At 69.8% G+C, this 26,322-nt stretch carries 24 protein-coding genes; 3 read left to right on the plus strand and 21 right to left on the minus strand.

Going from position 1 to position 26,322, the window contains the following annotated elements; genetic code table 11:
• Positions 1–9: 9 nt before the first annotated feature.
• The 8 genes from recN to ACYVGI_RS12730 all read right to left on the minus strand — a co-directional run bounded on the left by recN (position 10) and on the right by ACYVGI_RS12730 (position 8,949).
• A complete protein-coding gene (gene recN, locus ACYVGI_RS12695) occupies positions 10–1,734 on the minus strand; it encodes a DNA repair protein RecN (protein WP_460632976.1) in 1,725 nt (574 codons plus the stop codon).
• Positions 1,727–2,644, minus strand: coding sequence for an NAD kinase (locus ACYVGI_RS12700; protein WP_460632977.1), 918 nt, complete (start codon positions 2,642–2,644; stop codon positions 1,727–1,729). Before ACYVGI_RS12700 ends, recN begins: the two co-directional genes overlap by 8 nt.
• A 133-nt stretch (positions 2,645–2,777) precedes the next feature.
• Positions 2,778–3,575: a TlyA family RNA methyltransferase gene (locus ACYVGI_RS12705; RefSeq protein ID WP_460632978.1), complete on the minus strand. Its 798-nt coding sequence runs from the start codon at positions 3,573–3,575 to the stop codon at positions 2,778–2,780.
• A complete protein-coding gene (locus ACYVGI_RS12710; protein ID WP_460632979.1) occupies positions 3,568–3,717 on the minus strand; it encodes a hypothetical protein in 150 nt (49 codons plus the stop codon). Before ACYVGI_RS12710 ends, ACYVGI_RS12705 begins: the two co-directional genes overlap by 8 nt.
• A 4-nt stretch (positions 3,718–3,721) precedes the next feature.
• The gene (locus ACYVGI_RS12715; RefSeq protein WP_460632980.1) at positions 3,722–5,380 is read right to left on the minus strand and encodes an ATP-binding cassette domain-containing protein; all 1,659 of its coding nucleotides are present in this window, start codon (positions 5,378–5,380) and stop codon (positions 3,722–3,724) included.
• Positions 5,373–6,275: an ABC transporter permease gene (locus ACYVGI_RS12720; RefSeq protein ID WP_460632981.1), complete on the minus strand. Its 903-nt coding sequence runs from the start codon at positions 6,273–6,275 to the stop codon at positions 5,373–5,375. Before ACYVGI_RS12720 ends, ACYVGI_RS12715 begins: the two co-directional genes overlap by 8 nt.
• The gene (locus ACYVGI_RS12725; protein ID WP_460632982.1) at positions 6,272–7,282 is read right to left on the minus strand and encodes an ABC transporter permease; all 1,011 of its coding nucleotides are present in this window, start codon (positions 7,280–7,282) and stop codon (positions 6,272–6,274) included. The genes ACYVGI_RS12720 and ACYVGI_RS12725 overlap by 4 nt, the downstream gene beginning before the upstream one ends.
• Before the next feature lie 2 nt (positions 7,283–7,284).
• Positions 7,285–8,949, minus strand: a complete 1,665-nt coding sequence (locus ACYVGI_RS12730) for an ABC transporter substrate-binding protein (protein ID WP_460632983.1) — start codon at positions 8,947–8,949, stop codon at positions 7,285–7,287.
• 148 nt (positions 8,950–9,097) lie between these two features.
• On the opposite strand from ACYVGI_RS12730, the gene ACYVGI_RS12735 reads away from it, so the two are divergent.
• Positions 9,098–10,354, plus strand: a complete 1,257-nt coding sequence (locus ACYVGI_RS12735) for an acyl-CoA dehydrogenase family protein (protein WP_460632984.1) — start codon at positions 9,098–9,100, stop codon at positions 10,352–10,354.
• Here the strand turns inward: ACYVGI_RS12735 and tyrS are convergent, their stop codons facing one another.
• Positions 10,355–11,656, minus strand: a complete 1,302-nt coding sequence (gene tyrS, locus ACYVGI_RS12740; protein WP_460632985.1) for a tyrosine--tRNA ligase — start codon at positions 11,654–11,656, stop codon at positions 10,355–10,357. It lies immediately after the preceding gene.
• 138 nt (positions 11,657–11,794) lie between these two features.
• Here tyrS and ACYVGI_RS12745 point away from each other — a divergent pair, with 138 nt between their 5' ends.
• Entirely contained in the window at positions 11,795–12,427 is a 633-nt protein-coding gene (locus ACYVGI_RS12745; protein ID WP_460632986.1) for a DNA-binding protein, read from the plus strand.
• Complete coding sequence (locus ACYVGI_RS12750) at positions 12,424–13,020, plus strand: hypothetical protein (RefSeq protein ID WP_460632987.1); 597 nt, start codon at positions 12,424–12,426, stop codon at positions 13,018–13,020. The genes ACYVGI_RS12745 and ACYVGI_RS12750 overlap by 4 nt, the downstream gene beginning before the upstream one ends.
• Before the next feature lie 23 nt (positions 13,021–13,043).
• On the opposite strand, the gene ACYVGI_RS12755 is transcribed toward ACYVGI_RS12750, so the two are convergent.
• From ACYVGI_RS12755 to ACYVGI_RS12810, 12 genes are all read right to left on the minus strand, one after another.
• Complete coding sequence (locus ACYVGI_RS12755) at positions 13,044–13,703, minus strand: DNA-3-methyladenine glycosylase (RefSeq protein ID WP_460632988.1); 660 nt, start codon at positions 13,701–13,703, stop codon at positions 13,044–13,046.
• Between the two features lie 56 nt (positions 13,704–13,759).
• Positions 13,760–13,891 (minus strand): hypothetical protein, encoded by a 132-nt coding sequence (locus ACYVGI_RS12760; protein WP_460632989.1) that lies wholly within the window; start codon positions 13,889–13,891, stop codon positions 13,760–13,762.
• Positions 13,891–15,357 (minus strand): argininosuccinate lyase, encoded by a 1,467-nt coding sequence (gene argH, locus ACYVGI_RS12765; protein WP_460632990.1) that lies wholly within the window; start codon positions 15,355–15,357, stop codon positions 13,891–13,893. Before argH ends, ACYVGI_RS12760 begins: the two co-directional genes overlap by 1 nt.
• Positions 15,358–15,365: 8 nt before the next feature.
• Positions 15,366–16,562 carry an argininosuccinate synthase gene (locus ACYVGI_RS12770; RefSeq protein ID WP_460632991.1) on the minus strand — a complete coding sequence of 399 codons (1,197 nt, stop codon included), beginning with the start codon at positions 16,560–16,562 and terminating at the stop codon, positions 15,366–15,368.
• Between the two features lie 45 nt (positions 16,563–16,607).
• Positions 16,608–17,537, minus strand: a complete 930-nt coding sequence (gene argF / locus ACYVGI_RS12775) for an ornithine carbamoyltransferase (protein ID WP_460632992.1) — start codon at positions 17,535–17,537, stop codon at positions 16,608–16,610.
• Positions 17,534–18,748 (minus strand): acetylornithine transaminase, encoded by a 1,215-nt coding sequence (locus ACYVGI_RS12780; protein ID WP_460632993.1) that lies wholly within the window; start codon positions 18,746–18,748, stop codon positions 17,534–17,536. The genes argF and ACYVGI_RS12780 overlap by 4 nt, the downstream gene beginning before the upstream one ends.
• A complete protein-coding gene (argB, locus tag ACYVGI_RS12785; RefSeq protein ID WP_460632994.1) occupies positions 18,745–19,659 on the minus strand; it encodes an acetylglutamate kinase in 915 nt (304 codons plus the stop codon). The genes ACYVGI_RS12780 and argB overlap by 4 nt, the downstream gene beginning before the upstream one ends.
• A 1-nt stretch (position 19,660) precedes the next feature.
• On the minus strand, positions 19,661–20,830 hold the full coding sequence (gene argJ, locus ACYVGI_RS12790) for a bifunctional glutamate N-acetyltransferase/amino-acid acetyltransferase ArgJ (RefSeq protein WP_460632995.1): 1,170 nt from the start codon (positions 20,828–20,830) through the stop codon (positions 19,661–19,663).
• Positions 20,827–21,885, minus strand: coding sequence for an N-acetyl-gamma-glutamyl-phosphate reductase (gene argC, locus ACYVGI_RS12795; RefSeq protein WP_460632996.1), 1,059 nt, complete (start codon positions 21,883–21,885; stop codon positions 20,827–20,829). Before argC ends, argJ begins: the two co-directional genes overlap by 4 nt.
• A gap of 331 nt (positions 21,886–22,216) precedes the next feature.
• The gene (gene pheT, locus ACYVGI_RS12800) at positions 22,217–24,760 is read right to left on the minus strand and encodes a phenylalanine--tRNA ligase subunit beta (RefSeq protein ID WP_460632997.1); all 2,544 of its coding nucleotides are present in this window, start codon (positions 24,758–24,760) and stop codon (positions 22,217–22,219) included.
• Positions 24,760–25,800 carry a phenylalanine--tRNA ligase subunit alpha gene (gene pheS, locus ACYVGI_RS12805; RefSeq protein WP_460632998.1) on the minus strand — a complete coding sequence of 347 codons (1,041 nt, stop codon included), beginning with the start codon at positions 25,798–25,800 and terminating at the stop codon, positions 24,760–24,762. The genes pheT and pheS overlap by 1 nt, the downstream gene beginning before the upstream one ends.
• 57 nt (positions 25,801–25,857) lie before the next feature.
• The gene (locus tag ACYVGI_RS12810) at positions 25,858–26,226 is read right to left on the minus strand and encodes a hypothetical protein (RefSeq protein WP_460632999.1); all 369 of its coding nucleotides are present in this window, start codon (positions 26,224–26,226) and stop codon (positions 25,858–25,860) included.
• Positions 26,227–26,322 lie beyond the last annotated feature (96 nt).

The following is a 26,322-nucleotide window of genomic DNA, read 5'->3' on the forward strand; positions in this document are numbered from 1 at the left end:
TTTATCCTATCACCCTGCGGACCCGGCCATCTCCACCAACTCGCGCGCGTGCGCCAGCCCGCTCTCCGAGTCCGGCAGACCGGAGAGCAAGCGGGCCATCTCGGCGATCCGTTCGTCGCCGCCCAACTGACGGACACTGGATGCGGTCACCGAGCCGTCGCTGCCCTTCACCACCGTGAGGTGGTTGCCGGCGAACGCGGCGACCTGCGCGAGGTGCGTCACGACGATCACCTGCGAGCTCTCCGCGAGCTTGGCGAGCCTGCGGCCGATCTCGATGGCGGCAGCGCCGCCGACGCCCGCGTCGATCTCGTCGAAGATGAACGTGGGCACGGGGTCCGTTCCCGCGATGACGACCTCGATCGCGAGCATCACCCGGGAGAGCTCTCCCCCGGACGCGCCCTTGCCGAGCGGCCTCGGCTCCGCGCCGGAGTGCGGTTGGAGCAGGATCGAGACCTGGTCGCGGCCCGCCGCCGTGAACTCCTCGCGCTGGATGACCTCGACGACCACGCGCGCATCCGCCATCGCGAGCGCGGTCAGCTCGTCGGAGACGGCCGTGCTCAGCCGCTCGGCAGCCGAACGCCGCTGTGCACTCAGTCCGTCCGCGAGTTCGGTGGCGAGGGCGGCGTCCGCTTCGACCTCCGCGCGCAGCTCCTCGATCCTGTCGGAGTCGCCGTCGAGTTCGAGCAGCCGGGAGCTTCCCGAGTCGAGCGCGCCGATCACGTCGTCGAGCGTTGGGCCGTATTTGCGCACGAGGGTGGCGAGCTCTGCGCGCCTGTCCTGCACCAGTTCGAGCTCGCGCGCGCCCTCCGTGTCGAGCGTCGCCAGGTAGGTCGAGAGCTGAGCGGCTACGTCGGAGATCAGGTAGTTGGCGTTCGCGACAGCCTCGGCGACCGTGCCGAGCGCGTGGTCGTGCTCGGCGACGCGCTCCAGGTGCCGCCTGGCGCTGTCGAGCAGGCCGAGTGCATCGGCGCCCTCCGACTCCTCCGCCGAGAGCAGTTCGCGAGCGCTGGCCGCTGCCAGGCGCAGCTCTTCGAGGTTCGACAGCCGCTCTGCGCGCTCGGCGAGTTCATCGTCTTCGCCGGTCTGCGGAGCGACGGCCTCGATCTCCGCCATCGCGATGCGCAGATCCTCCGCCTCGCGGGCGCGCCTGTCTTGATCGGCCACCAGTTCGTCGAGCTCCGCGCGGTTGTCGCGCCAGCGGTGGAAGACCTGCGCGTACGTGTCGACGGCAGCGGCGAAGTCCGGCCCCGCGAACCGGTCGAGGGCCTCGCGCTGCGCCACGGCCGACCGCAGCCGGATCTGGTCGGACTGGCCGTGCACCACGACGAGCTGGCCGCCCAGCTCGGTGAGCACGCTCACCGGAGCGCTGCGTCCGCCGACGACCGCGCGCGATCGTCCCTCCGACGACACGGAGCGCGTGAGCACCAGCTCTGCTCCCCCGCCGCCCAGAGGATCGACGTCTCCGCCCGCATCCCGCACCCGCTCGACCACGTCGCTCGACTCCGCGATGCGCCAGCGGCCCTCCACCCAGGCCTGCGCGCTGCCGAGCCGCACGGCTCCGGTGTCAGCGCGTTCTCCGAGCAGCAGCCCGAGGGCGGACACGACCATCGTCTTTCCGGCGCCCGTCTCTCCGGTGATCGCCGTGAACCCCGGTCCGAGCGGCAGGGAGGCGTCGGCGATGACACCCAGGTCTTTGATCGAGATCTCTTCGATCCCACCACGGTTGTCAGTCACGGTCGGCCGGCCCCCTCCATCCGGTGACGGGAAGGTTGAACTTGTGCACCAGGCGGTCGGTGAACGGTCCGGGATGCAGTCGCGCGAGACGCACGGGGATGGGCGACCTGCGCACCACGACGCGCGCGCCTGGCGGCAGGTCGAACGCCCGGCGACCGTCGCACCAGAGGATGCCGGCACCGCCCGTGCGGTCGAGCAGCTCGACGGCGAGCGAGGAGTCCGCGTCCACCACCAGGGGCCGCGCGAACAGGGCGTGCGCGCTGAGCGGAACGAGCAGCAGTGCGGCCACGCCGGGCCAGACCACGGGTCCACCGGCCGAGAACGAGTACGCCGTCGACCCCGTCGGCGTCGACATCACCACGCCGTCGCAGCCGAAGCTCGACATCGGCCGCCCGTCCACCTCGATGACCACTTCGAGCATCCGCTCGCGACTCGCCTTCTCGACGGTCGCCTCGTTCAGCGCCCAGCTCTCGTAGACGACCTGCTTGCCGAGCTTGACCCGCGCGGAGAGCGTCATGCGCTCCTCGACCTCGTAGTCCTTCGCGAGCCCGCGCGCGACGGCGAGCGCCAGGTCGTCCCTCTCGCTCTCGGCGAGGAAGCCGACATGGCCGAGGTTGATGCCGAGCAGCGGGGCGGAGCATCCCCTGATCAGCTCGGCGGCGCGCAGGATGGTGCCGTCGCCGCCCAGCACGATGACCAGCTCCAGCTCGTCCGGCTGCACATCGACGCCGAGCACGGCCACGTCGTCGAAGCTCGGGTTCGCGGCGAGCACGTCGCGCCGTTCGTCTTCGCTGAGCACGGGAACGACGCCCGCCGCGATGAGCTGCGTGCAGACCTGCACTCCTGCTTCGAGGGAATCTTGGCGACCAGTGTGCGCGACGACGAGGATGTACCTGGCGGGTGCATCCATTGGCGTCACGCTCCGTTCTGGTGGTGGAATCCGGTCTTCCCATTCTGTCGGTTTTCCGCGCGTCTGTGTGAGCGCGCGACAGGTTGGGGAAAGCTCTCAGGCTGTGGAGAGCTGGGTCGACCTCGGGCCGCGGTCAGTGGTTCGTGGCCGACTGCACCTCGGCCAGCCACTCGGTCGGATTGGCGCCGGACGCGCTCAACCAGACGAGGTATTCGCGGTTGCCCTGGCTGCCCGCGATCGGCGACGCGACGAAACCCTTCGTGCCGAGCCCGAGGTCGTGCGCCGCCCACAGCACGCCGGTCACGGCGTCCGAGCGGAGCCCGGCGTCGCGCACGATCCCCTCCTTGATGCCCGTGCGCCCCACCTCGAACTGCGGCTTGACCAGCAGCACGAAATCGGCGCCGCCCGCCGCGGTCTCCGCGAGCGCGGGAAGCACCTGCGTCAGCGAGATGAACGAGAGGTCGCCGACCACGAGGTCCGGGCGCACCTCCTCGCCGAACAGCCCGGCGAGACTGCTCGCGGTGAGCGTGCGCACGTTGACGCCCTCGAACGACGACAGGCGCTCATCGCCCGCGATCAGCGGGGAGAGCTGGCCGTGGCCGACATCGACGGCGATCACCCTGGCCGCGCCGCGCTCCAGCAGCACCTGGCTGAACCCGCCGGTGGATGCGCCGGCGTCCAGCGCGATCCGTCCTGCGACGTCGATGCCGAACGCATCCAGTGCTCCGACGAGCTTGTGGGCGCCCCGGCTGACATAGTGGTCGGCGCCAGCGACCTCCACGACCTGCTCGTCGCCGACCTTGTGCGATGCGCGCGTCACCGGCACGCCGTCCACGGTCACCAGACCCTCGGAGATCACCGTCGCCGCGTGCGTGCGCGAGCGGGCGAGACCGCGGGCGGCGAGCGCCACATCCAGCCGGGACTCAGCCACGCTGCACGTCGCCGCCCTCGAGCTGTTCGCGCAGTTCGTCGTGCACCTGCGCGTACGCCTCCGCCCGCGCGTCGAGCGCCTGCTCCTCGATCACCGTGAGGCGGGAGACGAGGCCGTCCTCATCCCTGTCTGTCGCATCCATGCTGTCAACGGTACGCGACTGCGCTCCGTTCGAAGAGCTCCCTCCCCGGCACGGCCGCGAGCAGCTCCTGGGTGTACGGGTGCTGCGGGTTCGCCAGGAGGTCTGCCGCAGGCCCGGACTCGACCAGGACGCCGCGGCTCAGCACGGACACGTGGTCGGCGATCTGCTCCACCAGCCCGAGGTCGTGCGAGATGAACAGGTAGGTGAGGTCGTGCTCCGTCCTGAGGTCGAACAGCAGGTCGATGATCTGCGACTGCACGGTCACGTCCAGCGCCGATGTGGGTTCGTCCAGCACCAGGATGCGCGGGGCGACCACGAGGCTGCGGGCGAGGGCGACACGTTGCCGCTGGCCTCCTGACAGCTCGATCGCGCGGCGGCCGAGCACGGTCTGCGGGAGGGCGACGGAGTCGAGGGCGTCGACGACCCTGGCACGCCTGGCGCGCGACGAGCTCGCCCCGGCCTTTCCACCGATCCGGAGCGGTTCGGAGATGATCTGCTCGACGGTGAACCGCGGGTCCACTGCGGCGAGCGCGTTCTGGTAGACCAGCAGCAGGTCTTCCGGCCGCTCGTTGAAGGCGGACGCCTCCCTGGGTCGTTCGTGGCCGTGCACCGTGACCGTGCCGGAGGTGTACGGCGTGATCCCCGCGACGATCCGCGCGAGCGTGGTCTTGCCGGAGCCGGACTCCCCCACGATCGCGTGCACGGCTCCGGCTGCGACGTCGAGCGTCACCCCGTCGAGCGCGGTGACCCCTTCGCCCTTCGCCGAGCGCGCCGCGAACACCTTGCCGAGGTCGCGCAGGCTGATGACAGGGGGATGCTCGTCCCTGCCGACCAGCCGCAGGTGCGTGTACTTGCCTGGCGTGGCGGCCGGAACGTCGGAGAACAGCCGCTGGGTGTACTCGTGCTGCGCCCCGCTCAGCAGGTGCTCGACCCTGCGGTGTTCGAGGAGGTCGCCGCCGTTCAGGACGGCGACGTGGTCGCTGCGCTCCGAGGCGAGCGCCAGGTCGTGCGTGATGAAGAGCACGCCGAGGCCGCGTTCGGCGCGGAGCTCGTCGATGAGGTCGAGGATGCGCTTCTGCACGGTCACGTCGAGCGCGCTGGTCGGCTCGTCGGCGATCAGGAAGGCGGGGTCCGCCGCGATGGCGATGGCGATCAGGACGCGCTGCAACTGGCCGCCGGACAGCTCGTGCGGATACGACGAGAGGCGTTCCTCCGGGTTCGGGATGCCGACGCGGTCGAGCAGGTCGACGGCCCTCGCCCTGACCTCTGCACGGGTGCCGGCGTGCCTGCCGACTCTGATCGCCTCCGCCAGTTGACCGCCGATGCGCTGCAACGGGTCGAGCGAGCTGAGCGGGTCCTGCGGCACGTAGCCGATCGTGGTGCCCCGCAGCGGCCGCCAGTCCTTCGGACGGAAGCCGGTGACATCCGTGCCGTCCAGGACGATGCGCCCTGCTGTGACGCGTCCCGCCTCCGGCAGGAGGCCGGAGACGGCGCGGGCGATGGTCGTCTTGCCCGAGCCGGACTGGCCGACGAGTGCCAGCGTCTCGCCGCGCGCCAGATCGAAGCCGACGCCGTGGACGACCTCGGTCTCCGCCCGACCGCTCCGGTATGCGATGCGCAGGCCGGTCACCTGGAGCAGGGGCGCGGTGTCGTATTCAGCCACGGTTCCGTCCGTTCCTCGCTGTGTTGCTGAGCTGGTTGATCGCCCACACGGTGAGCGCGATGGCGATGCTGGGGAACACCACGAGCCAGGGCGACGACGTGATGTACTGGCGTCCCTCCGACACGAGAAGCCCCCACTCCGGCTCCGGTGGAGGGGCGCCGTAGCCGAGGAAGCTGAGGGCCGAGATCCACAGGATGGCGGTGCCGAACTGGAGAGCGGCGAGCGAGAGCACCGCGGAGAACGAGTTGGGGAAGACGTGCCGCCACAGCACGTAGCCCGGTCGCCCGCCGATGTGGCCGGAGGCCTCCACGAACGGCAGGTTCTTCACGGTCAGCACCTGCGACCGCATCAGCCTGGTGAAGGTGGCGACAGAGGAGACTCCGACCGCGATGGCGGCGTTCAGACTGCCGAAGCCGAGCGAGACGACCACCACCATCGCCAGCAACAGCCCTGGGATGGACAGCAGCGCGTCGACGACGCGGCTGATGACGGCGTCGGTGAATCCGCCTGCCGAGGCCGCGATCAGGCCGAGCAGCGTGCCGACGCCGAGCCCGACGATGACCGCGACCGCCGAGCCGAGGAGGGTCCTTCCCGTGCCGAACACGATGCGCGACCACAGATCGCGGCCGAGGTAGTCCGTGCCGAGCCAGTGCTGCGCGCTCGGAGCGGCGAGCACGTTCGCCTGGTCGCCCGTGAGCGGGTCGTCGTGGGCGAGCAGTCCCGGCGCGACCAGCGCGGCGAGCAGCAGTAGCAACAGCGCGGCGGCGATCCAGTCGACCCAGCCGAGACGGCGAGCGAGCGCGGAGAGGCTCCCCGCGATCGCCGCCCGCCGTCCGCCCCGGTCGCCCTGGCTTCGGCTGCTCTGCTGCGGCCTGAGTGCGGCTTCGGCAGTCATGCGGGCACCTCCGTCTTCTTCTGCGTTCTGCGACGCGCGCCCGCCCCACTGGCCCGATCCGTACCGCCGCCGCTCCCCTGGGTGATCCGCGGGTCGAGAGCCGGGTAGACGAGGTCGGTGATCAAGTTGATCGACAGATACACCGCGGAGACGATGAGCACGATCGCCTCGATAGTCGGGGTGTCCTGATCGCGCACGCTCGTGTACGTGAAGTAGCCGAGGCCGGTGCGGTTGAACACCGTCTCGACGATCACGGAACCGGCGAGCACGTCGCCGACGATCAGCGCGAGCAGCGTGATCGACGGGATGGCCCCGTTCTTCAGAACGTGCCGGAGGACGATCCCGCCCCTCGACACCCCTTTCGCGGTGAGCACGGTCACGAACGGCTGGCTCGCCGCATCCCCCAGCCCCTGGATGAGCACCTGGCTGAGCGCGCCGCTCGACGCGAACGCCAGCGTGATCGCCGGGAGCACGAGCGAGACGAACCCCTGATCGGTGATCGACGACACCCAGCCGAGCTGGAACGAGAACACGACGATCAGCACGTACCCGACGAGGAAGCTCGGCGAGGAGATGGACAGCACGGGGACGGCGCGTGCCGCATCCCGCACCGGCTTCCACGGCGCGAAGGTCGCCGCCAGCGCAATGGCGAGCGACAGCACCACCGTGAACAGGAGGGCGAGGGCGGCGAGCGGCAGCGTCTGGCTGAGCGCCTGCCCGATCAGGTCGGCGACCGACTTGCCGTTGGTGAGCGAGAACCCGAGATCGCCGCGCGCCAGCCGTGTCAGCGACAGGAAGAACTGCACGATCGCCGGCTTGTCGGTGTTGTAGTACGCCCGCAGGCCATCCGCGGTCGACTGCGGCAGCGGGCTCACCGGGTTATTGATCTTGTTGTCGATCGGGTCTCCCGGCAGGACGAACAGCGCGATGAACGTGATCGCGTACACGATGAAGATCACGACGAGCGACTGCCCGACCCGCCGGAGGACGTATCCGAAAGACGGCATGATCAGCTCGGCACGCTCACGTTCGAGAACAGCGGAAGCGCCCCGTCCGACAGCTCGAACCCGGTGATCCCCGGCCGCACGACGAACACCTGGCTGTCGTTCAGGATGGGGATGACGTACGCCTTCTCTGTCACCAGGTAGTCCTGAGTCTGCTGCAGGAGGCTCGACCGCTGGGCGTCGTCGACGGCCGTGAGCTGGTCCGCGAGCAGCTTCTCCAGCGTGGCGTCCGAGCCCTTCAGCCCGAGCAGGTCCGACCCGGCCTTGCTGTAGTACTCCACCAGCCCGACGGTGGGGTCTGGATGCGGCCAGCCGACCCGCAGGAATCCGACCTCCTTGTCCGCGAACGCCTTGGCCCAGTAGCTCGAGTAGTCGAGCTTGTTCAGCTCGAGCTCGATGCCGAGCTGCTTGAACTGGGACTGCACCGCCTGGAACAGCGCGTTGCCGGTGTTGTCGTACACGTCGATGTACGTCTTGAGGTGCAGCCGTGTGCCGTTCTTGGTGCGGTAGCCCGCCGAGTCCTTACCCGTCCAGCCCGCCTCGGTGAGCAGCTTCTCCGCTGCGCTCGCGTCATAGGCGAACGCGTCGGAGACGTCCTTGTAGCCGAAGGTGTGCGGCGAGAGGACGCTGGTGGCAGCGGTCCAACTGCTGGTGTAGATGTCCTTCAGAATCTGCTCGCGGTCGATCGCGTGCGAGAGCGCCTGCCGCACGCGGATGTCGTCGAGCGGCGGGGTCGTCGTGCGCAGGAACCACTGGTTCGACAGGCCGACACCCGTCTTGGCGACGATCGTGAACTTCTCCTTCGCGAGAGCGATCTCGTCCTTCGGCTCGACGTAGCGCAGGATCCCGGCCTGACCGGACTTCACGGCGCCGAGCCGCACAGCGTCGTCCTCCGTGGGAATCCAGACGATCTTGTCGAGCTTCGACTCTCCCTGATTCTTGGCGCTCGCCGGAGCCCAGGCGTAGTCGGCGCGGCGTTCGAGCACGTACTGCTTGCCGTACGTCTCGGACGACACCCGGAACGGCCCGCTGCCGATCAGCTTCGTGTACTTCACCTGCTGGTCGTGGGATGCGTCGATGGTCGCGTTGGCGACGAGGCCGGAACTCCACGAGGTCAGCACGTTGAGGAACGGCGCGTACGGGGTGTCCAGGTGAACGTGCACCTCGCGCTTGACGACATCGGTTGTGACGGAGATGGCGCGCGGGAACTGGCTGTTCGCCGAGATGCCGTTCGCGCTGTCGCCGTTCACCTGCCACTCCAGGTTCTTCTTGACACTGGCGACGTCGAGCGGCGTGCCGTCGGAGTACGTGACGCCCTCGCGGATCACGAACGTGTAGTCCCGTCCGTCCGCCGAGGTCGTCCAGCTCTCCGCGATCCACGGTTCCAGTTCGAACGTCTTCGGGTTGCGGTTGATCAGCCGGTCGGCCAGGTTCTGGATGAGGTCGCGGGTCTGCCAGGTGCCGGACTCCTGCACCTGCGCCGAGGTCGGGATCTCCGGATCGAGGTAGGTCAGCGTCCCGCCGCGCGTGCCGGTGGCAGCGACGGGGGTGCCGTCCGCGGCGCACCCTGCGAGGATCGTCGCGCTCGCGATGCCGATGGCGGTGGCCGCCAGGAAGTTGCGTCGGCTCAGCGCTCGTGCGCCGAGAGTATCGAGGGGCGAGGATGCCATCGGTCGTCCTTTCAGGGAGGGGTTCGAGCGACGACTATCGCGGCGGGCTGGAGCCGTGTACGAGCCAGATTGCGGATTGTGACGTTCCTTACGCTCCGTGACGGCGGAGGGTGACGGGCGGCGTCCCGCCTGCGTAGCCTCGCCGACCATGGCTGCATCTACGACCGTCTCCGCCCCGCCCCGCGTCCGCTTCTCCCGCCCGTTCGACGGGCTCGACCTGGCGATCGACGAGCTCTCCGACGAGCTCGTCGACACGACCAGGGAGCGCGAGCGCGACCGCGTCCTGCTGCACGAGCCCGTGCGCAGACTGCTCGACGCCGGGTTCGGCGCGCTGCGGGTCCCCGTCGAGCACGGCGGCCTCGGCGGCTCGCTCGAGGACCTGTTCGAACGCCTCATCCACCTCGCGGCCATCGACCCGAACCTGGCGCACGTGTTCCGCGGCCACATCGGCTTCGTCGACGGGCTCGTCATCGACGGCAACCGTGCCTGGGCCGACGCGTGGCTGGCGCGCTCCGCCACCGGGATCCTGGTCGGCAACGCCCAGTCGGAGCGCAGCGACACCGCGGAGGTGGCGGCCGTGGTCGAGCCGACCGCCGACGGGCTGCGGCTGTCCGGCACGAAGTACTACACCACCGGCAGCATCTACTCCGACTGGATCCTCCTCACGGCCCGTCTCGGCGACGACAGGGTGAACGTGGTCGCCGACGCGTCGCATCCCGGCGTCTCGTCTTTGGACGACTGGGACGGCTTCGGCCAGCCGCTCACCGGCAGCGGCACGACAGTCTTCACCTCCGTCCCGATCGAGACAGCCGATGTGATCTCCTGGAGCGACGAGGACGACGGCGCCGGCGAGTACGTCGCCGCTGTCTTCCAGCTCACGCTGCTCGCCGTGCAGGCGGGCATCGCGGCCGCGGCGCTCCGCGACACCGTCGCGTTCGTGCGCCCTCGACGGCGCATCTTCGGATTCGCGGGCGAAGCGCTCCCCCGGCACGACGCGCTCGTGCAGCAGGTGGTCGGCCGGGTCAGCAGTGCAGCGGATGCGGCGAGCAGGCTCGTGCTCTCGGCTGCACGCGAACTCGACACGCTCCGCACGCGCGACGACAGGGGAGCCGCGTACCGGGAGGCGGCTCTGGGCGTCTTTCGGGTGCAGCAGATCCTGCCGTCGATCGTCCTCGACGCGACCACCGAGCTGTTCGAAGTGGGAGGAGCGAGCGCGGTCGGTCTCGGCTACGGCCTCGACAGGCACTGGCGCAACGCGCGCACGCTCGCGTCGCACAATCCGGCGAGGCAGCGCGAGCGCAGCATCGGCGAGTTCGAGCTGAACGGCACCTTCGCGACCTGGGGCCGCGAGCACACACCGACAGGGGCGGCAGCGGCACCGGCCGCCACCGCCCCCGGCGTCTGACTACTCCACGAACAGGCCGGCGAGCGTCTTCTTGCCGCGGCGGAGCACGATGAGGCCGCCGGGGAGCACCAGCTCGCCGACTGCCGCATCGCCGTCGTCCACCTTGGTGTTGTTCACGTAGACACCGCCCTGCGCGATAGCGCGGCGCGCCTCGCCGAGGCTCGACGTGAGGCCGGTGTCGACCAGTGACTGGGTGATGGTCGCGGTCGGCGCCGTGGTGGTGTTCGGCAGTTCGCGCAGTGCGGCTTCGAGGGTCGACGCGTCCAGCGCCGTGAGCTCTCCCTGACCGAAGAGGGCCTGGGCGGCCGCGATCGCCGCATCCGTCGCCTCCGCGCCGTGCACCAGGCTGGTGACCTCGTATGCGAGCCTGCGCTGCGCCTCCCGTTTGAACGGCTCGTCGGCGACGGCCTGCGCAAGGCGCTCGATCTCCGCCCTGGTCAGGAACGTGAACACCTTGAGACGGTCGATCACGTCGGCGTCGTCGGTGTTCACCCAGAACTGGTACATGGCGTACGGGCTCGTGAGCGTCGCATCCAGCCAGATGGCGTTGCCCTCGCTCTTGCCGAACTTGGTGCCGTCGCTGTTGGTGATGAGCGGGGTGCCGATGGCGTGCACGGACACGTGCTCGACGCGGCGGACCAGATCGGTGCCGCTGGTGAGGTTGCCCCACTGGTCGCTTCCGCCGGTCTGCAGCACGCAGCCGTATGCGCGGTAGAGCTCGAGGAAGTCCATCCCCTGCAGGATCTGGTAGCTGAACTCGGTGTAGCTGATGCCCTCGTCCGAGTTGAGGCGCGCGGCGACCGCGTCCTTCTTGAGCATGGTTCCGACGCGGAAGTGCTTGCCGATGTCGCGGAGGAAGTCGATGGCGGACAGCGGCGCGGTCCAGTCGAGGTTGTTGACGAGGCGCACCGCGTTGTCGCCCTCGGAGCTGAGGAAGCGCGAGACCTGGCCCTGCAGGTAGCCGACCCAGGTGGAGACCGTCTCCTTGGTGTTCAGCGTTCGCTCGGCGCTCGGCCGCGGGTCGCCGATCAGGCCGGTGGAGCCGCCGACGAGCCCGAGGGGCTTGTGACCGGCGAGCTGCAGCCTGCGCATGGTGAGGAGCTGCACCAGGTTGCCGAGGTGCAGGCTCGCCGCCGTGGGGTCGAAGCCGCAGTAATAGGTGACCGGCTCGCCGGCGAGGAGCTGTTTGAGCGCTGCTTCATCCGTGGAGACCTGGATGAGCCCGCGCCACACCAGCTCATCCCAGACGTCGTCGAAGGACGGATCGTTGGTCTGTGCGTTGAGCGTTTCGGAGTCGGACACGCACTCAGATTATCAGCGGGATAGCAGGGGTCCGCGCGGGACAACATCAGGGCTGTAGACCTGATCGAGGTGGAATCAGGTCTGTAGACCTGATATGCTCCCGATCAGGTCCTCAGACCTGATGAAAGGAGCACTCGCGTGTACGTCATCACCGCAGACCAGGTGGACAGCAGAAGCCGGCCGGACATCGTCGCCGAGACGGTCGACGACCTCAACCGTCGATACTCCAGCCGTCTCGCCCTTCCCGTCGACCGCAACGCGGGAGACGAGGTCCAGGCGCTCACCGCGTCGGCCGACGCCGCCGTCGACCTCGCGCTCGAACTCACCAGGCGCGACGCGTGGAGCGTCGGGCTCGGCATGGGCGCCGTGCGCACCCCGCTGCCGCAGGAGACGCGCGAGGCGGCAGGGGATGCGTTCATCGCCGCCAGGGAGGCCGTCACCAGGGCCAAACGCACCCCCACCCGGTTCGCCGCGGAGTCCCTGGTCTCCGCCCAGGCCGCCTCGGATGCGGAAGCGCTGCTGAATCTCCTCCTCACCATCCGCGCCGGCCGGTCGGACGCGGGCTGGGAGCTCTACGACCTGATCGTGGCCGGCCTCACCCAGGCGGAGGCGGGCGCTCGCCTCGGCATCACGCCGCAGTCCGCCAACGACAGGGCGCGTGCGGCGAACCTCCGTGTCGAGCTGGCCGCCGTGCCCGCGCTGACTAGGCTGGTGGCGCGCGCCGACGGAGACCCGGGCGCCGATGCAGAGCCGCGAACGGAGAGAGCGTGACCACCATCCCCATCCACTCGCTGTTCGGGGTGATCGGGCCGGTCGTGGCCTGGTCGTTCGCCCTCCTGCTCGCCATCGCCTCCCTGTGCTGCATGATCGCCACCCTGCGGTCGCCGCACCGCCCTCTGGTCTATGTCGCGTCCGGGCTGCTGGCCATCGCCGTCGTGCTCGTGATCCTGCCCGGCCAGCACGCGCCCCTGCTCTTCCAGGTGCTCATCGGCATCGTCGCCATCGCGCTCAGCGTTGCGGGAGGTGGACCGGCGTCTCAGGTGGTGCTCGCGCTCGCCTCCAGGGCCACCGTCGCAGGAGCCAACGGCGGCATCGTCGTGCACGATCGCGTGGACGGCCACGACGGCACCCGCGAGGTGCTGCGCGGCGGCACGACGATCGGCTTCCTGGAGCGCTTCGCGACGACCGGGGCGATCATGGCGGGCTTCCCAGAGGCCATCGCCGTGCTCGTCGCCATCAAGGGCGTCGGCCGCTTCACCGAACTGGATGCGGCGGAGGCGCGCGAGCGGTTCATCATCGGCACCCTGACCAGCCTCGTCTGGGCGTGCGTCTGCGCCGCCCTGTTCCGCATCGCAGCGGGGTAACAGACCGCCCAGTGGGCCACGCCCTAGTCGTGCGCCTTCGGGTGCCGTTTGTACGGCGACACCGAGCGCTCCCCCGGCAGCCAGTACCGCCACGGGAACGCCGCTCCCCCTCCTGCGCCGGAGACCCCGGTGCGCGGACCGGTCTCGTGCGGCAACGGGATGCGCGGCAGCAGCAGCGAGAACGGCGGGGCGTAGAGGTCGGCTCCGTCGTCGGCGAGGGTGATGCCCGCGGCGACGACGAGACGAGCAGGTCCCCTGCCGAGGTCGCGCGGCGGCACGGCGCGGCCGGCCGGCCCGGAGCGGCGCAGCGTCGCCAGCGCCTCGCCTTCGACGACCTCCGCCCCGCGCAGCAGCACGGCGGAGGCCTCTCCCGGCGGCGAGCAGACCACGTTGGCGCAGACGTGCATCCCGTAGGTGAAGTACGCGTAGAGGTGGCCCGGCTCCCCATACATCACCGCGTTGCGCTTGGTGCGCCCGCGGAAGGCGTGCGAGCCGGGGTCGAGACCGTCGCCGATGTACGCCTCGACCTCGGTGATGCGGAGCGAGACGGCACCCTCCGGCGACTCGTGCCGGAGGACGCCGCCGAGCAGCCGAGGGGCGACCGCGATGGACGACGCCAGGAAGAACTCGCGGTCGGGCAGGTAGAGCCCGTCCGTCGGTTCCTCCTGGCCGCCGTCCGTCATGCGCCGTCCGTCATGCGCCGTCCGTCATGCGCCGTCCGTCATCGCAGAGCGCGCCGTCAGAAGATCCGGCCGCCGACGGCGAGCGTGACGATCAGCCCGACCACGATCACCAGGCTCGCCACCACGACGATGGCGGGGATGATCCACGGATACTTCGGGGACTTCTTGTCCGGACGCGAACCGCTCATCAGCCGAGGTCCCTTCTGGCCGCCACGAACGCCGAGGTCAGCACCCGCACCCGCTCGGTGAGCGCGGCGAGCTGCTCGGCGACGCGCACCGGAGCCGTGCCGCCGACGTTGTCGCGGCTCGCGACGGAGCCGTCGATGGTCAGCACCTCGCGCACATCCGGGGTCAGCAGCGGCGACACGGATGCGAGACCGGCGTCGTCGACGTCGCTCAGCTCCAGACCGCGCTCCTCCGCGAACTTGACGAGGTTGCCCGTGATCTCGTGGGCGTCCCTGAACGGCACACGGCGCTTGACCAGCCACTCCGCGACATCCGTCGCGAGGGAGAACCCCTGCGGTGCGAGCTCGGCCATCCTGTCGGTGTGGAAGCGCAGCGTCGCCACCATTCCGGTGAACGCCGGCAGCACGACCTCCAGCGTCGTGACGGAGTCGAAGACCGGCTCCTTGTCCTCCTGAAGGTCGCGGTTGTACGCGAGCGGGAGGCCTTTCAGCGTGGTGAGCAGCCCGGTCAGGTTGCCGATCAGGCGTCCGGCCTTGCCGCGGGTGAGTTCCGCGATGTCCGGGTTCTTCTTCTGCGGCATGATCGACGAGCCTGTCGAGTACGAGTCGTCGAGGGTGACGAAGCCGAACTCGCGCGTGTTCCAGAGGATGATCTCCTCCGCGAAGCGCGACAGGCCGACGCCGATCTGGGCGCAGACGAACGCGAACTCGGCGACGACATCCCTGGCCGCCGTTCCGTCGATCGAGTTCTCCGAACTGGCCGCGAAACCGAGGTCGCGGGCGACCAGCAGCGGGTCGAGCCCCAGAGTGGAACCGGCGAGGGCTCCTGAGCCGTACGGCGAGACGTTTGCGCGCTTGTCCCAGTCGGCCAGGCGCTCCAGGTCGCGCACCAGCGGCCAGCAGTGCGCCAGCAGGTGGTGCGCCAGCAGCACCGGCTGCGCGTGCTGCAGGTGCGTGCGGCCAGGCAGGATGGCCGATGGATGCGCGTCCGCCTGAGCCGCGATGGCGTCGATCAGGGCGATCAGCCGCTCGGCAATGACCCCGGCGTGGTCGCGCAGGTACAACCGCACCAGGGTCGCGATCTGGTCGTTGCGGCTGCGACCGGCGCGCAACTTGCCGCCGAGCTCCGTCCCTGCCCGCTCGATCAGGCCGCGCTCCAGCGCGGAGTGCACGTCCTCGTCGGTCTCCAGCGCCGTGAAGGCGCCGGAGGCGACATCGGCGTCGAGCCTGTCGAGGGCGGCGAGCATCCCGTCGAGTTCCTCCTGCGCGAGGTAGCCCGCTGCCGCGAGGGCGCGGGCGTGCGCACGGGAACCGGCGATGTCGTACGCCGCGAGCTGCCAGTCGAACTGGGTGGACTTGCTCAGCGCCGCGAGCTCCGGCGACGGCCCGCCGGCGAAGCGGCCGCCCCAGAGGGCGCCTGCCTCGCCGGCGCGGTTGCCTGCGGCCGGCTGATCGTTCTGATCAGACACCGTACTCCCTACTGGGCCTGGTCGCGACGGGCCGAGATCTTGCTCGGCAGCGACCACAGCTCGATGAAGCCCTTGGCGAGCGACTGGTCGAACGTGTCGCCGGTGTCGTATGTCGCCAGGTTGAAGTCGTACAGGCTGGTGTCGCTGCGACGCCCGGTGACCACGGCGGAGCCGGCGTGCAGCTTCAGGCGGATGTCGCCGTTCACGTACTTCTGGGTCTCGTCGATGAAGACGTCGAGGGCGCGCTTCAGGCCGGAGAACCAGAGGCCGTCGTAGACGAGCTCGGACCATTTGGCCTCGACCGTGCGCTTGTAGCGGGCGACGTCGCGCTCGACGGTCATGTTCTCGAGCTCCTCGTGGGCCGCGATCAGCGCGATGCCGGCGGGAGACTCGTAGACCTCGCGGCTCTTGATGCCGACCAGGCGGTCCTCGACGATGTCGATGCGGCCGACGCCCTGGCCGCCCGCGACGGTGTTCATCAGCTGAACGGCCTCGAGCGGGGTGACCGGCTTGCCGTCGATCGCGACGGGGATGCCCTCGCGGAACGAGATGACGACCTCGGTTGGCTCGCGGGTCACGCTCGGGTCCTGCGTGTAGGTGTACAGGTCCTCGATGGGGGCGTTCCACGGGTCTTCGAGGAAGCCGGTCTCGACGGCGCGACCCCACACGTTCTGGTCGATCGAGTACGGCGACTTCTTCGACTGCTCGATGGGGAGGTTGTGCTCCGCCGCGTAGACGATGGCCTTGTCGCGGGTGAGCGCGAAGTCGCGCACGGGAGCGAGCGAAGTGAGCTCGGGGGCGAGAGCGGCGACCGCTGCCTCGAACCGCACCTGGTCGTTGCCCTTGCCCGTGCATCCGTGGGCCACGCTGTCTGCGCCGAGCGCCTTGGCGGTCTGCGCGAGGTGCTTGGCGATCACCGGGCGGCTGAGCGCCGACACCAGCGGGTAGCGCTTCTGGTAGAGGGCGTTGGCCTTGAGTGCCGGCATGATGTAGTCGTCGGCGAACTCGTCCTTCGCATCCACGACGACGGACTCGACAGCACCGCAGTCGAGCGCGCGCTGACGGATGGCCTCCATGTCCTCGCCGCCCTGTCCGACGTCGACCGCAAGGGCCACGACCTCTTTACCGGTCGCGTCCTTCAGCCAGCCGATGCCGACCGAGGTGTCGAGACCGCCCGAGTACGCGAGAACAACACGTTCCGCCATGATTCTCCTTCAGCTTGTGGTTCGTAAAGATTCTAGGGAGTGCCGCTAAGCGGCGTTCTTCGCGAGCAGCCAGACCAGCAGAGCCTTCTGGGCGTGCAGGCGGTTCTCCGCCTCGTCCCAGATGACCGACTGAGGGCCGTCGATGACGTCGGCCGTGACCTCGTAGCCACGGTCGGCGGGAAGACAGTGCATGAACAGGGCGTCCGGCTCGGCGAGCGCCATGAGGTCGGCGTCGACACGGTAGCCGCCGAAGACGGCGATGCGCTCCGCCTTCTCGTCCTCTTTGCCCATCGACACCCAGGTGTCGGTGATCATCACATCGGTGCCGGCCGCCGCCTCGTTCGGGTCGGTGAACAGCGTCACGGAGCCCCCGGTCTGCGCGGCGATGGCGTTCGCGTCCGCGATCACCGCTGCGCTCGGCGCGTAGTCGGCTGGGGATGCGATGCGCACGTGCATCCCGGCCGTCACCCCGGCGAGCACGTACGACTGGCCCATGTTGCTCGCGCCGTCGCCGAAGAAAGTGAGCGTGAGCCCGGCGAGCGAACCGCGCTTCTCCTGGATGGTGAGCAGGTCGGCCAGGATCTGGCACGGGTGGAACTCGTCGGAGAGCGCGTTGACGACGGGGACGGTGGTGCCCTTCGCCATCTCCTCCAGCCCGGCCTGGGCGTACGTGCGCCAGACGATGGCCGACACCATGCGCTCCAGCACCCGCGCGGTGTCGGACGGCGTCTCCTTGCCGCCGAGCTGGCTGTTCGCCGTCGAGATGATCAGCGGGCTGCCGCCGAGGTCGGCGATGCCGACGGCGAACGAGACGCGCGTGCGCGTCGACGACTTGTCGAAGATCACGGCGACCGTCTGCGGACCCGCGAGCGGCTTGGCGCCGAAGCGGTCCTTCTTGAGCTGGGCCGCGAGGTCGAGGATCTCGGCCTGCTCGGCGGGGGTGATGTCGTCGTCGCGCAGAAAATGCCTGGTCATGATTTCTTTCCTGTGGTGTGGATGGAGGCGAGGGCTCGGCCGAATCGCTCGCGGAACCCGGCGACCTCCTCGTCGCCGACGATCAGCGGAGGGGCGAGCCGGATGCTGGACTCGTTGGGGGCGTTGATGATGAGGCCGTTGGCGATGGCCGCATCCGACAGGCGGTGCGCATCCCCCTCCGTCAGGCCGATGCCGATCAGCAGTCCCTGGCCGCGCACCTCGCCGATCAGCGGGGAGTCGTATGCGCGGATGATCGCGCGCAGTTCCTCGCCGCGGCGCTCGGCATTGCCGACCAGGTCGGCGCGCTCGATCTCGCCGAGCACGGCGTTGCCCGCCGCGGTCGCGAGCGGGTTGCCGCCGAAGGTCGAGCCGTGCTGGCCCTGCGAGAACAGCTCGGACGCCCAGCCGAAGGTGACCAGCGCGCCGATCGGCACCCCGCCGGCGATGCCCTTGGCCACCGTGACGGCGTCGGGGAGGATGCCGGCGTGCTCGTAGGCGAACCAGCGTCCCGTGCGGCCGACCCCGGTCTGGATCTCGTCGATGACGAGCAGCACGCCGTGCTGTTCCGTGAGCTCCCTGGCGCGCTTCAGGAACCCGGCCGGCAGGTCGATGACCCCGGCCTCGCCCTTGATCGGCTCGACGAAGAGCGCGGCCACGCGGTCGTCGATCGCCGCTTCCAGCGCCTCGATCGTGGTGTCGATGTGCTCGACCCCGGCAGGCAGGGGCTCGAACGCCTCGCGCATCGGCGGCTTGCCGGTGAGCGCGAGAGACCCCATCGTCCGGCCGTGGAAGGCGTTGTTCAGCGCGAGCACGCGCGTGCGGCGCCCGCCGGACCTGTTCAGTCGTGCCAGCTTGAACGCCGCCTCGTTCGCCTCGGCTCCCGAGTTGCAGAAGTACACCCGCCCGGAGTCGCCCGCCCCGGTGATCCGCGTGAGGCGTTCGGCGAGCTCGAGCTGTGGCGGGGTGGCGAAGTAGTTGGAGACGTGCGCGAGGGTTGCGATCTGGCGGCTGACCGCATCCACCAGCACGGGATGCGCGTGGCCGAGCGAGTTGACAGCGATCCCCGCGAGGAAGTCGAGGTATTCGTTGCCGTCGACGTCCCAGACGCGGCAGCCGTCCCCGCGCGCCAGCATCAGCTTGGGCGTGGCGAGGGTGCGCATCATCGTGTGGCCGAAGCGGTCGGTCCAGTCCGTGGTCGTGCTGGTGCTCACGATGGCACCACCTCCGTTCCGATCCCCGATTGGGTGAAGACTTCGAGCAGGATCGAGTGCGGGATGCGCCCGTCGATGATCGCGGCCTTCGCGACGCCGCCGTCGACGGCGTCGAGGCAGGCGGACATCTTCGGGATCATGCCGGACTCGAGCGACGGCAGCAGGGCGCGCAGCTCGGACGCGTCGATCTTCGACAGCAGCGAGTCACGGTTCGGCCAGTCGCTGTACAGACCGGCGACGTCGGTCAGAATTACGAGCTTCGCGGCTCCGAGGGCGACGGCGAGCGCGGCAGCGGCCGCATCCGCGTTGACGTTGAGCGAGTGGCCGGGGTCGTCGATGTCCGGCGCGATCGACGACACCACCGGGATTCGCCCCGCGTCGAGCTGGGCGTGCACTGCCTCGGGGTTCACGCCGATCACGTCGCCGACGAGCCCGAGGTCCACCTCGACGCCGTCCACGACCGTGCCGCGCTTGCGACCCTGGAACAGCCCGGCGTCCTCACCGGAGATCCCCGCCGCGAGCGGCCCGTGCTTGTTGATGCTGCTGACGAGCTCTCGGTTGATCTGGCCGGTGAGCACCATGCGCACCACATCCATCGCCTCCGGCGTCGTCACCCGGTAGCCGCCGCGGAACTCCGACTCGATACCGAGCCTGTCGAGCATCGCCGAGATCTGCGGCCCTCCGCCGTGCACGACGACCGGCCGGATGCCCGCGTAGCGCAGGTAGACCATGTCTTCGGCGAACGCGTGCTGCAGCTCCTCGCTGACCATGGCGTTTCCGCCGAACTTCACGACGATGATCTGGTCGTGGAAGCGCTTCAGCCAGGGAAGCGACTCGATGAGCGTCTCCGCCTTGGCGGTGGCGTCCCGCCGCTCGTCGGCCTCTGTTTCTGCTGTCGTCTCGTCGCTCATGTCAGCTCGCGTACGCACTGTTCTCGTGCACGTAGTCGTGCGTGAGGTCGTTGGTCAGGATCGTCGCCGTCTCGACACCTGCGTGCAGGTCGATCAGGATGCGGACGGCGCGCGGCGTGAGGTCGACGAGCTCGCGCGGCCGGTCGGGCTCCCCCGCCGTGCAGATCTGGATGCCGTTGATCGCCACGTCGATCCCGTACGGGTCGAACTCCGCATCCGTCGTTCCGACCGCGGCGAGCACGCGACCCCAGTTGGGATCGTTGCCGAAGATCGCGGCCTTGAACAGGTTGCTGCGGGAGACGGCCCGTCCGACGGTGACCGCGTCGTCCTCGCTGGCCGCGTTGACCACCTCGATGGCGATGTCGTGGGATGCGCCCTCCGCGTCCGCCTGCAACTGCTCGGCCAGGCTCCGGCACACCCCGGTGAGCGCTGCGGCGAACTCTGCTTCGTCCGCTGCGACGCCGCTGGCACCCGAGCCGAGGAGCGCGACCGTGTCGTTCGTGGACATGCAGCCGTCCGAGTCGAGCCGGTCGAAGGTGACGCGCGTCGCTGCTCTGAGCGCCGCATCCAACTGGGCGGAGTCGAGCACGGCGTCTGTCGTGATGACGACGAGCATCGTGGCGAGGCCCGGCGCGAGCATCCCAGCGCCCTTCGCCATGCCGCCGACCGTCCAACCCGCAGGTGAGCGGTGCTCTGCCTGCTTCGGGATGGTGTCGGTGGTCATGATGGCCTCCGCGGCGGCGAGCCCAGCGTCGGCCGAGCTCGCATCCGCCGCGAGCGCAGCGCCGGCCTCGGCGACACCGGCCGTGAGCTTGGCGAGGTCGAGTTGGTCGCCGATCAGCCCGGTCGAGCAGACGAGGACGTCTCCGGCCGAGACGCCGAGCCGCTCGCCGACGGCCTCTGCGGTGGCGTGCGTGGTCTGGAAGCCCTGCGCGCCGGTGTAGCAGTTGGCGCCACCGGAGTTGAGCACGATCGCGGAGACCACGCCGTCCTTGATGACCTCCCTGCTCCAGATCACGGGGTTGGCCTGGCACCTGTTGGTGGTGAACACCGTGGCGGCCGCGCTGAGCGGGCCGAGGTTCTGCACGAGCGCGAGGTCGCGCTTCCCACTGGCCTTGAGGCCGGCGGCGACGCCCGCTGCGGCGAATCCGGATGCTGCTGTGACGCTCACGGTGCCACTCCGTTCACGGTCAGGCCCGCGGTCTCTTCGAGACCCAGGGCGATGTTGGCCGACTGGATGGCCGCTCCGGCCGTCCCCTTGTAGAGATTGTCGAGAGCCAGGACCGTGACGATACGACCGGCCTCGTGGTCGACAGCCACGCCGATCAGCGCGGTGTTCGCGCCGAGCACGTCAGCGGTGCGCGGCACCGTTCCCGCCGGGAGCACCTGCACGAAGGTCTCCCCCGCGTACGCCGCCTCCCACGCCTGCTGCACCCGCTCGGCCGTGACGCCCGGCTTGAGGCGAGCCGTCGACGTGGCCAGGATGCCCCGCGACATCGGCACCAGCACAGGAGTGAACGAGACCGTGGGATGCGCGGCCCCGGCCTTTCGCAGGTTCTGCTGGATCTCCGGGATGTGCCTGTGCGTTCCGCCGACCGCATACGGGTTGGCGGAGCCGAGGATCTCGCTGGCCAGGTACATCGGCTTGAGGCTCTTGCCCGCGCCGGACGGCCCGACCGCGAGGACGGCGACGATGTCCTCCTCCTCGATCAGTCCGGCCGCGATGCCGGGCGCGAGCGCGAGAGAGACGGCGCTGGCGTTGCAGCCGGGCGCGGCGATCCTGGTGGCCCCGGCCAGCGCATCCCGCTGCTTGCCGAACCCGTCCTGCGCAGTGCCGACCGGGAGCTCGGGGACGCCGTACGCCCACGAACCGAAGTATTCGCCGCCGTAGAACGCCGCCCACGACTCCGGGCTCTCCAGCCGGTGGTCTGCGCCGCAGTCGACGACGACCGTGTCGGCGGGGAGCTGGGCCGCGATCTCGCCGGACTTGCCGTGCGGGAGGGCGAGGAACACCACGTCGTGACCGGAGAGGTTCTCCGCCGTCGACTCGACGAGGGTGAGGTGGCTGAGGGAACGGAGATGGGGCTGGTGGGCGATGAGCGGCTGCCCGGCGTTCTGATGCGCCGTGACGGTGCGGATCTCGAAGTCGGGGTGACCGGCGAGGATCCGCAGGAGCTCTCCTCCCGCATAGCCGGATGCTCCGGCTACGGCTACCTGGAAAGTCATGCTTCTACCTTATTGAGTGGACGACAGGGGCCTCGATGAAGGCGGCACCCACGGTCCCCTCGCACACAGGGTCGCGCCAGCGCCGCCTAGATTCGGCGGTCGCGGAGGCGTCGGCGCATGGCGCGGGCGGCGGAAGCCGAGCGCGTGTCCTCACTGCACCGAACTGAAAGCATGGGCCAACCATATCGCCCCGTGCCAGCGCCCCACCAATCGCGCACCCGCCGCTCCTGCTCACCTTCGCCGCTCACGCGCGCTCCGGCGCACGATTCGTGCGAAAAGCGCGGTCCCCGCGAGGGGGACCGCGCTTTTCACACGAGGAGCGCGCCGATTTTCAATCGCGGATGTGGGCTCCGAACAGCTTGCCGGCACGAGCCGCACCCGCCAGCTTGGCCTCGGAGGCCTCGGCCGCGGTGAGCGTGCGGTCGTCTGCGCGGAAGCGCAGCGCGAACGTCAGGCTCTTGCTTCCGGCCGGGATGCCCTGGCCCCGGTAGTCGTCGACCAGCCGGATGTGCTCCAGCAGCGGCCCGGCGCCGTCCTTCACCGCGCGCTTCACGTCGCCGGCCGGGATCTCCTGCTGAACGACGAGCGAGAGGTCCTGGGTGGCGGCGGGGAACCCGGCGATCGTTCCGGCGACGATGTCGGAGGGAGCGACCGCGATCAGCGCATCCAGGTCGAGCTCGAACACGGCGACCACGCGGGGCAGGTCGAGCTCTTCGGCCAGAGCGGGAAGCAGTTCGCCCGCGTAGCCGACCGGCACGCCGACGCCGTCCGCGCCCCTGGCGACGAGCTGCGCCGTGCGGCCGGGGTGCATCGCCTGGTGCGTGCTCTGCACGGGGTCGACCTCCAGGCCGAGCGCGGCAGCCGTCTGCGCGACCATGGTGAGCGCGTCGGCGACACCGGCCGCGATCGCCTCCTGACCAGGCTGCTTGAGCACGGCGTGACCGAGCACGAGACCGGCGAGGTGGCGCGGCTGGTCCGGGATGCCCGCGTTGAGACCCGCAAGCACCTCATCCGACGGAAGGACCGCCCCGGGCGGGAGCGTCTCGCTGCCGATGGCGTCGCCAGACGGACGGAAGACCGTGCCGAGCTCGTAGATGCTCAGGTCGACCAGGCCGCGGGCGAGGTTGCGCTTCGCCACGTCGACCAGGCCGGGGAGCAGCGCGGTGCGCAGGTACGGTGCCGTCGCATCCAGTGCGTTCGCCAGCTTGACCGCCGAAACGCCGCCGGCGACCGGCGAGCCGAACAGATCGTTCGCCTTCTCGCTGACGAACGGGAACGCGAGGATCTCCGTCGCCCCGTTGTCCGCCAGCGTCTGCACGACGGCGCGACGCAGCTTCTGCTCGCGGGTCAGCCCACGACCGGGAGGCGCGACGGGCAGCACGGACGGGATGCGGTCGTAGCCGACGATGCGCGCCACCTCCTCCGCGAGGTCCGACTTGTCGCGCAGGTCGGGGCGCCAGGTCGGCGGAACGACGAGCAGATCCGCACCGTCCTCCGATACGGCTCCGCCGATCTCGGCGAGCGCTCCGCGCACCTCGTCGTCGGTGAACGCGACGCCGACGAGGGACGCGATGTACGTGCCAGGCAGGCGGATTGCCTCCGGCGCCTCTGCGGCGTCGAGGACGGAGCCGAGCTCGTCGGCGTGCCCGCCTGCGAGCTGTTCGAGAAGCTGCACGACGCGTCCGGCCGCCGCGACGGCGACGCGAGGGTCGACGCCGCGCTCGAAGCGCTTGGACGCCTCGCTCGGCAGCTTGTGCCTGCGCGCGGTGCGGGCGATCGACACCGGGTCGAAGTTGGCTGCCTCGACCAGCACGTTGCTGGTGCCGGAGCCGATCTCGGTGGATGCGCCGCCCATCACGCCCGCGAGGCCGATCGGCCCCGAGTCGTCGGCGATCACGAGGTCTTCCTCGTCGAGCGTGCGCGTCTGGTCGTCCAGCGTCACCAGCGTCTCGCCGGGGTGCGCCCTGCGCACGACGATGCCGCCGCGCAGCTTGTCGAGGTCGTAGCCGTGGATGGGCTGGCCGAGTTCGAGCATCACGTAGTTGGTGATGTCGACGACGAGCGAGATGGAGCGGATGCCGGCGAGCTTGAGCCTGGCGATCATCCACGCGGGTGTCGTACGGGAGCCGTCGACGTCGCGGACGACGCGGGTCACGAACACCGTCGCGCCGGAGCGGCCCCGGATCGGGGCGCGGTCGTCGATGGCGACACTGAACCCGTGCGCGTGCGCTCCGGAGGGCAGGATGCCCGCGGCGGCCGCCGGGTCGCGGAACGCAGCGCCGGTGGCGTGCGAGTACTCGCGGGCGATGCCGCGGATCGAGAACGCGTATCCGCGGTCGGGGGTCACGTTGACCTCGACAGCGGTGTCGTCGAGACCGAGCAGCGAGATCGCGTCCGCGCCGACCTCCGGGTCGAGCCCGAGGGTCGCCAGGCGCAGGATGCCGTCGTGCTCGTCGCCGAGCCCGAGCTCGCGGGCGGAGGCGATCATGCCGTCGGAGACGTGACCGTATGTCTTGCGGGCGGCGATGGGGAACGGGCCGGGCAGCACGGAGCCAGGCAGAGTCACCACCACCTTGTCGCCGGGGAAGAAGTTGCGGGCGCCGCAGACGATGCCGTGCACGGCGTCTCCGCCGTCCGCCGCCTTCTCGCCGTCCGGCGCGATGCGCACCTGGCACCAGCGGATGGTCTTGCCGTTGCTCTGCGGCTCCTCGATGAAGTCGAGCACCTCGCCGACCACGACGGGACCGGAGATCTCGAACGAGTGGATCTCCTCCTCTTCGAGACCGACCGAGACGAGGGCCGCGTGGACCTCTTCCGGCGTTGTTCCCGGCTCGAGGTCGACGTACTCGCCGAGCCAACTCAGGGGGACGCGCATCAGACCACCATTCCGAACTGCTGAGAGAACCGGACATCGCCCTCGGCCATGTCACGCATGTCTTTGACGTCGTTGCGGAACATCAGGGCCCGCTCGACGCCCATCCCGAACGCGAAGCCCGAGTAGACCTCAGGGTCGATCCCCGCGGAGCGCAGCACGTTGGGGTTGACCATGCCGCAGCCGCCCCACTCGATCCAGCGCGCTCCGCCCTTGAAGGTGGGGTGCCAGAGGTCGAGCTCGGCGCTCGGCTCGGTGAACGGGAAGTAGTTGGGACGCAGGCGCACCTTCGCCTCATCGCCGAACAGCGTCTTGACGAAGTGGTCGAGCGTGCCGCGCAGGTGCGCCATCGTCAGCCCCTTGTCGACGGCGATGCCCTCCGTCTGGTGGAACACGGGAAGATGCGTCGCGTCGAACTCGTCGGTGCGGAACACCCGGCCCGGCGCGATGCGGTACACCGGCAGGTCGTTTCCGAGGAGCGCGCGGAGCTGCACGGGAGACGTGTGGGTGCGCATCACAAGGTGCGCGTTCGTCGGCTCGACGAAGAAGGTGTCCTGCATGGCGCGCGCAGGGTGGTCTTCGTCGAAGTTGAGGGCGTCGAAGTTGTACCACTCGCTCTCGAGCTCCGGTCCCTCCGCGAGCTCCCAGCCCATGCCGACGAACACGTCGGCGATGCGCTCCTGCAGCAGCGACAGCGGGTGGCGGGCGCCCGGCGTCCAGCGCGACGGGAGGGCGGTGACGTCGAGCGTCTCCTCTGCGAGCCTGGCCGCGTTCTCCGAGCGCTCGATCTCGGCCTCCTTGGCCGCGAACGCCTGGTTGACCGTGCCTCTCGCCTGCCCGACCAGCTTTCCGGCCGAGGCCTTCTGGTCGTTGGGGACGGAGCGGATGGCGGCGTTCAGGCGCGCGAGCGGCGAGCCTTCGGCCGTGTGCTCTGCACGCACGACCTTGAGCGCCGCCGAGTCGGCCGCGGCGTCGATCGCCGCGAGAGCCGACGCGACCGCCGCCTCCACGGAGGCTTCGGAGATTTCGGAGGTTTCAGACACGAGACCCAAGTTTAGTGGGCGCGGCTAGCCGTGGTTCCCCGAGATGAGACGCGTCGTCTACCGATCGTGTCCGAAGGTCATCGCCCAGTGCGCGTCCTGTTCGAGGGTGTGGTGCACGGCTTGGGTGATGCCCTGGCTGAGTTGTGCGACCCGCACGATGTGGCGGTCGACGCGTTCGTCGACTTCCCGGACGGCGTCCACGTCGACGTTCTGGTGGACGTGCAGACGGTGTCTGTCGATGCAGCGCTCGATGTCGTACGCGGTGATCGTGGGCAGGAGCGCTGCGGCGTTCTTCGCCGCGAGCAGCCCCGCCTCCATCCGGGGGATGATGCGACCGTTGGCCTGCTTGATCTGGGTCAGCGCGTTCGCCATGCCGCCGATGCTCGCCGCGAGGCCGAGAGCGGCGACCGTGTTGACCGCGACCATGGCCCCGGATGTGGTCTTCGCCAACGATCTCATCGCTGCCGGGCTGCGGGCGATCCCGGCCACCATGTCCAGGCCAGGAGACACCACCATCGACGC

Source organism: Leifsonia lichenia, assembly GCF_054780215.1.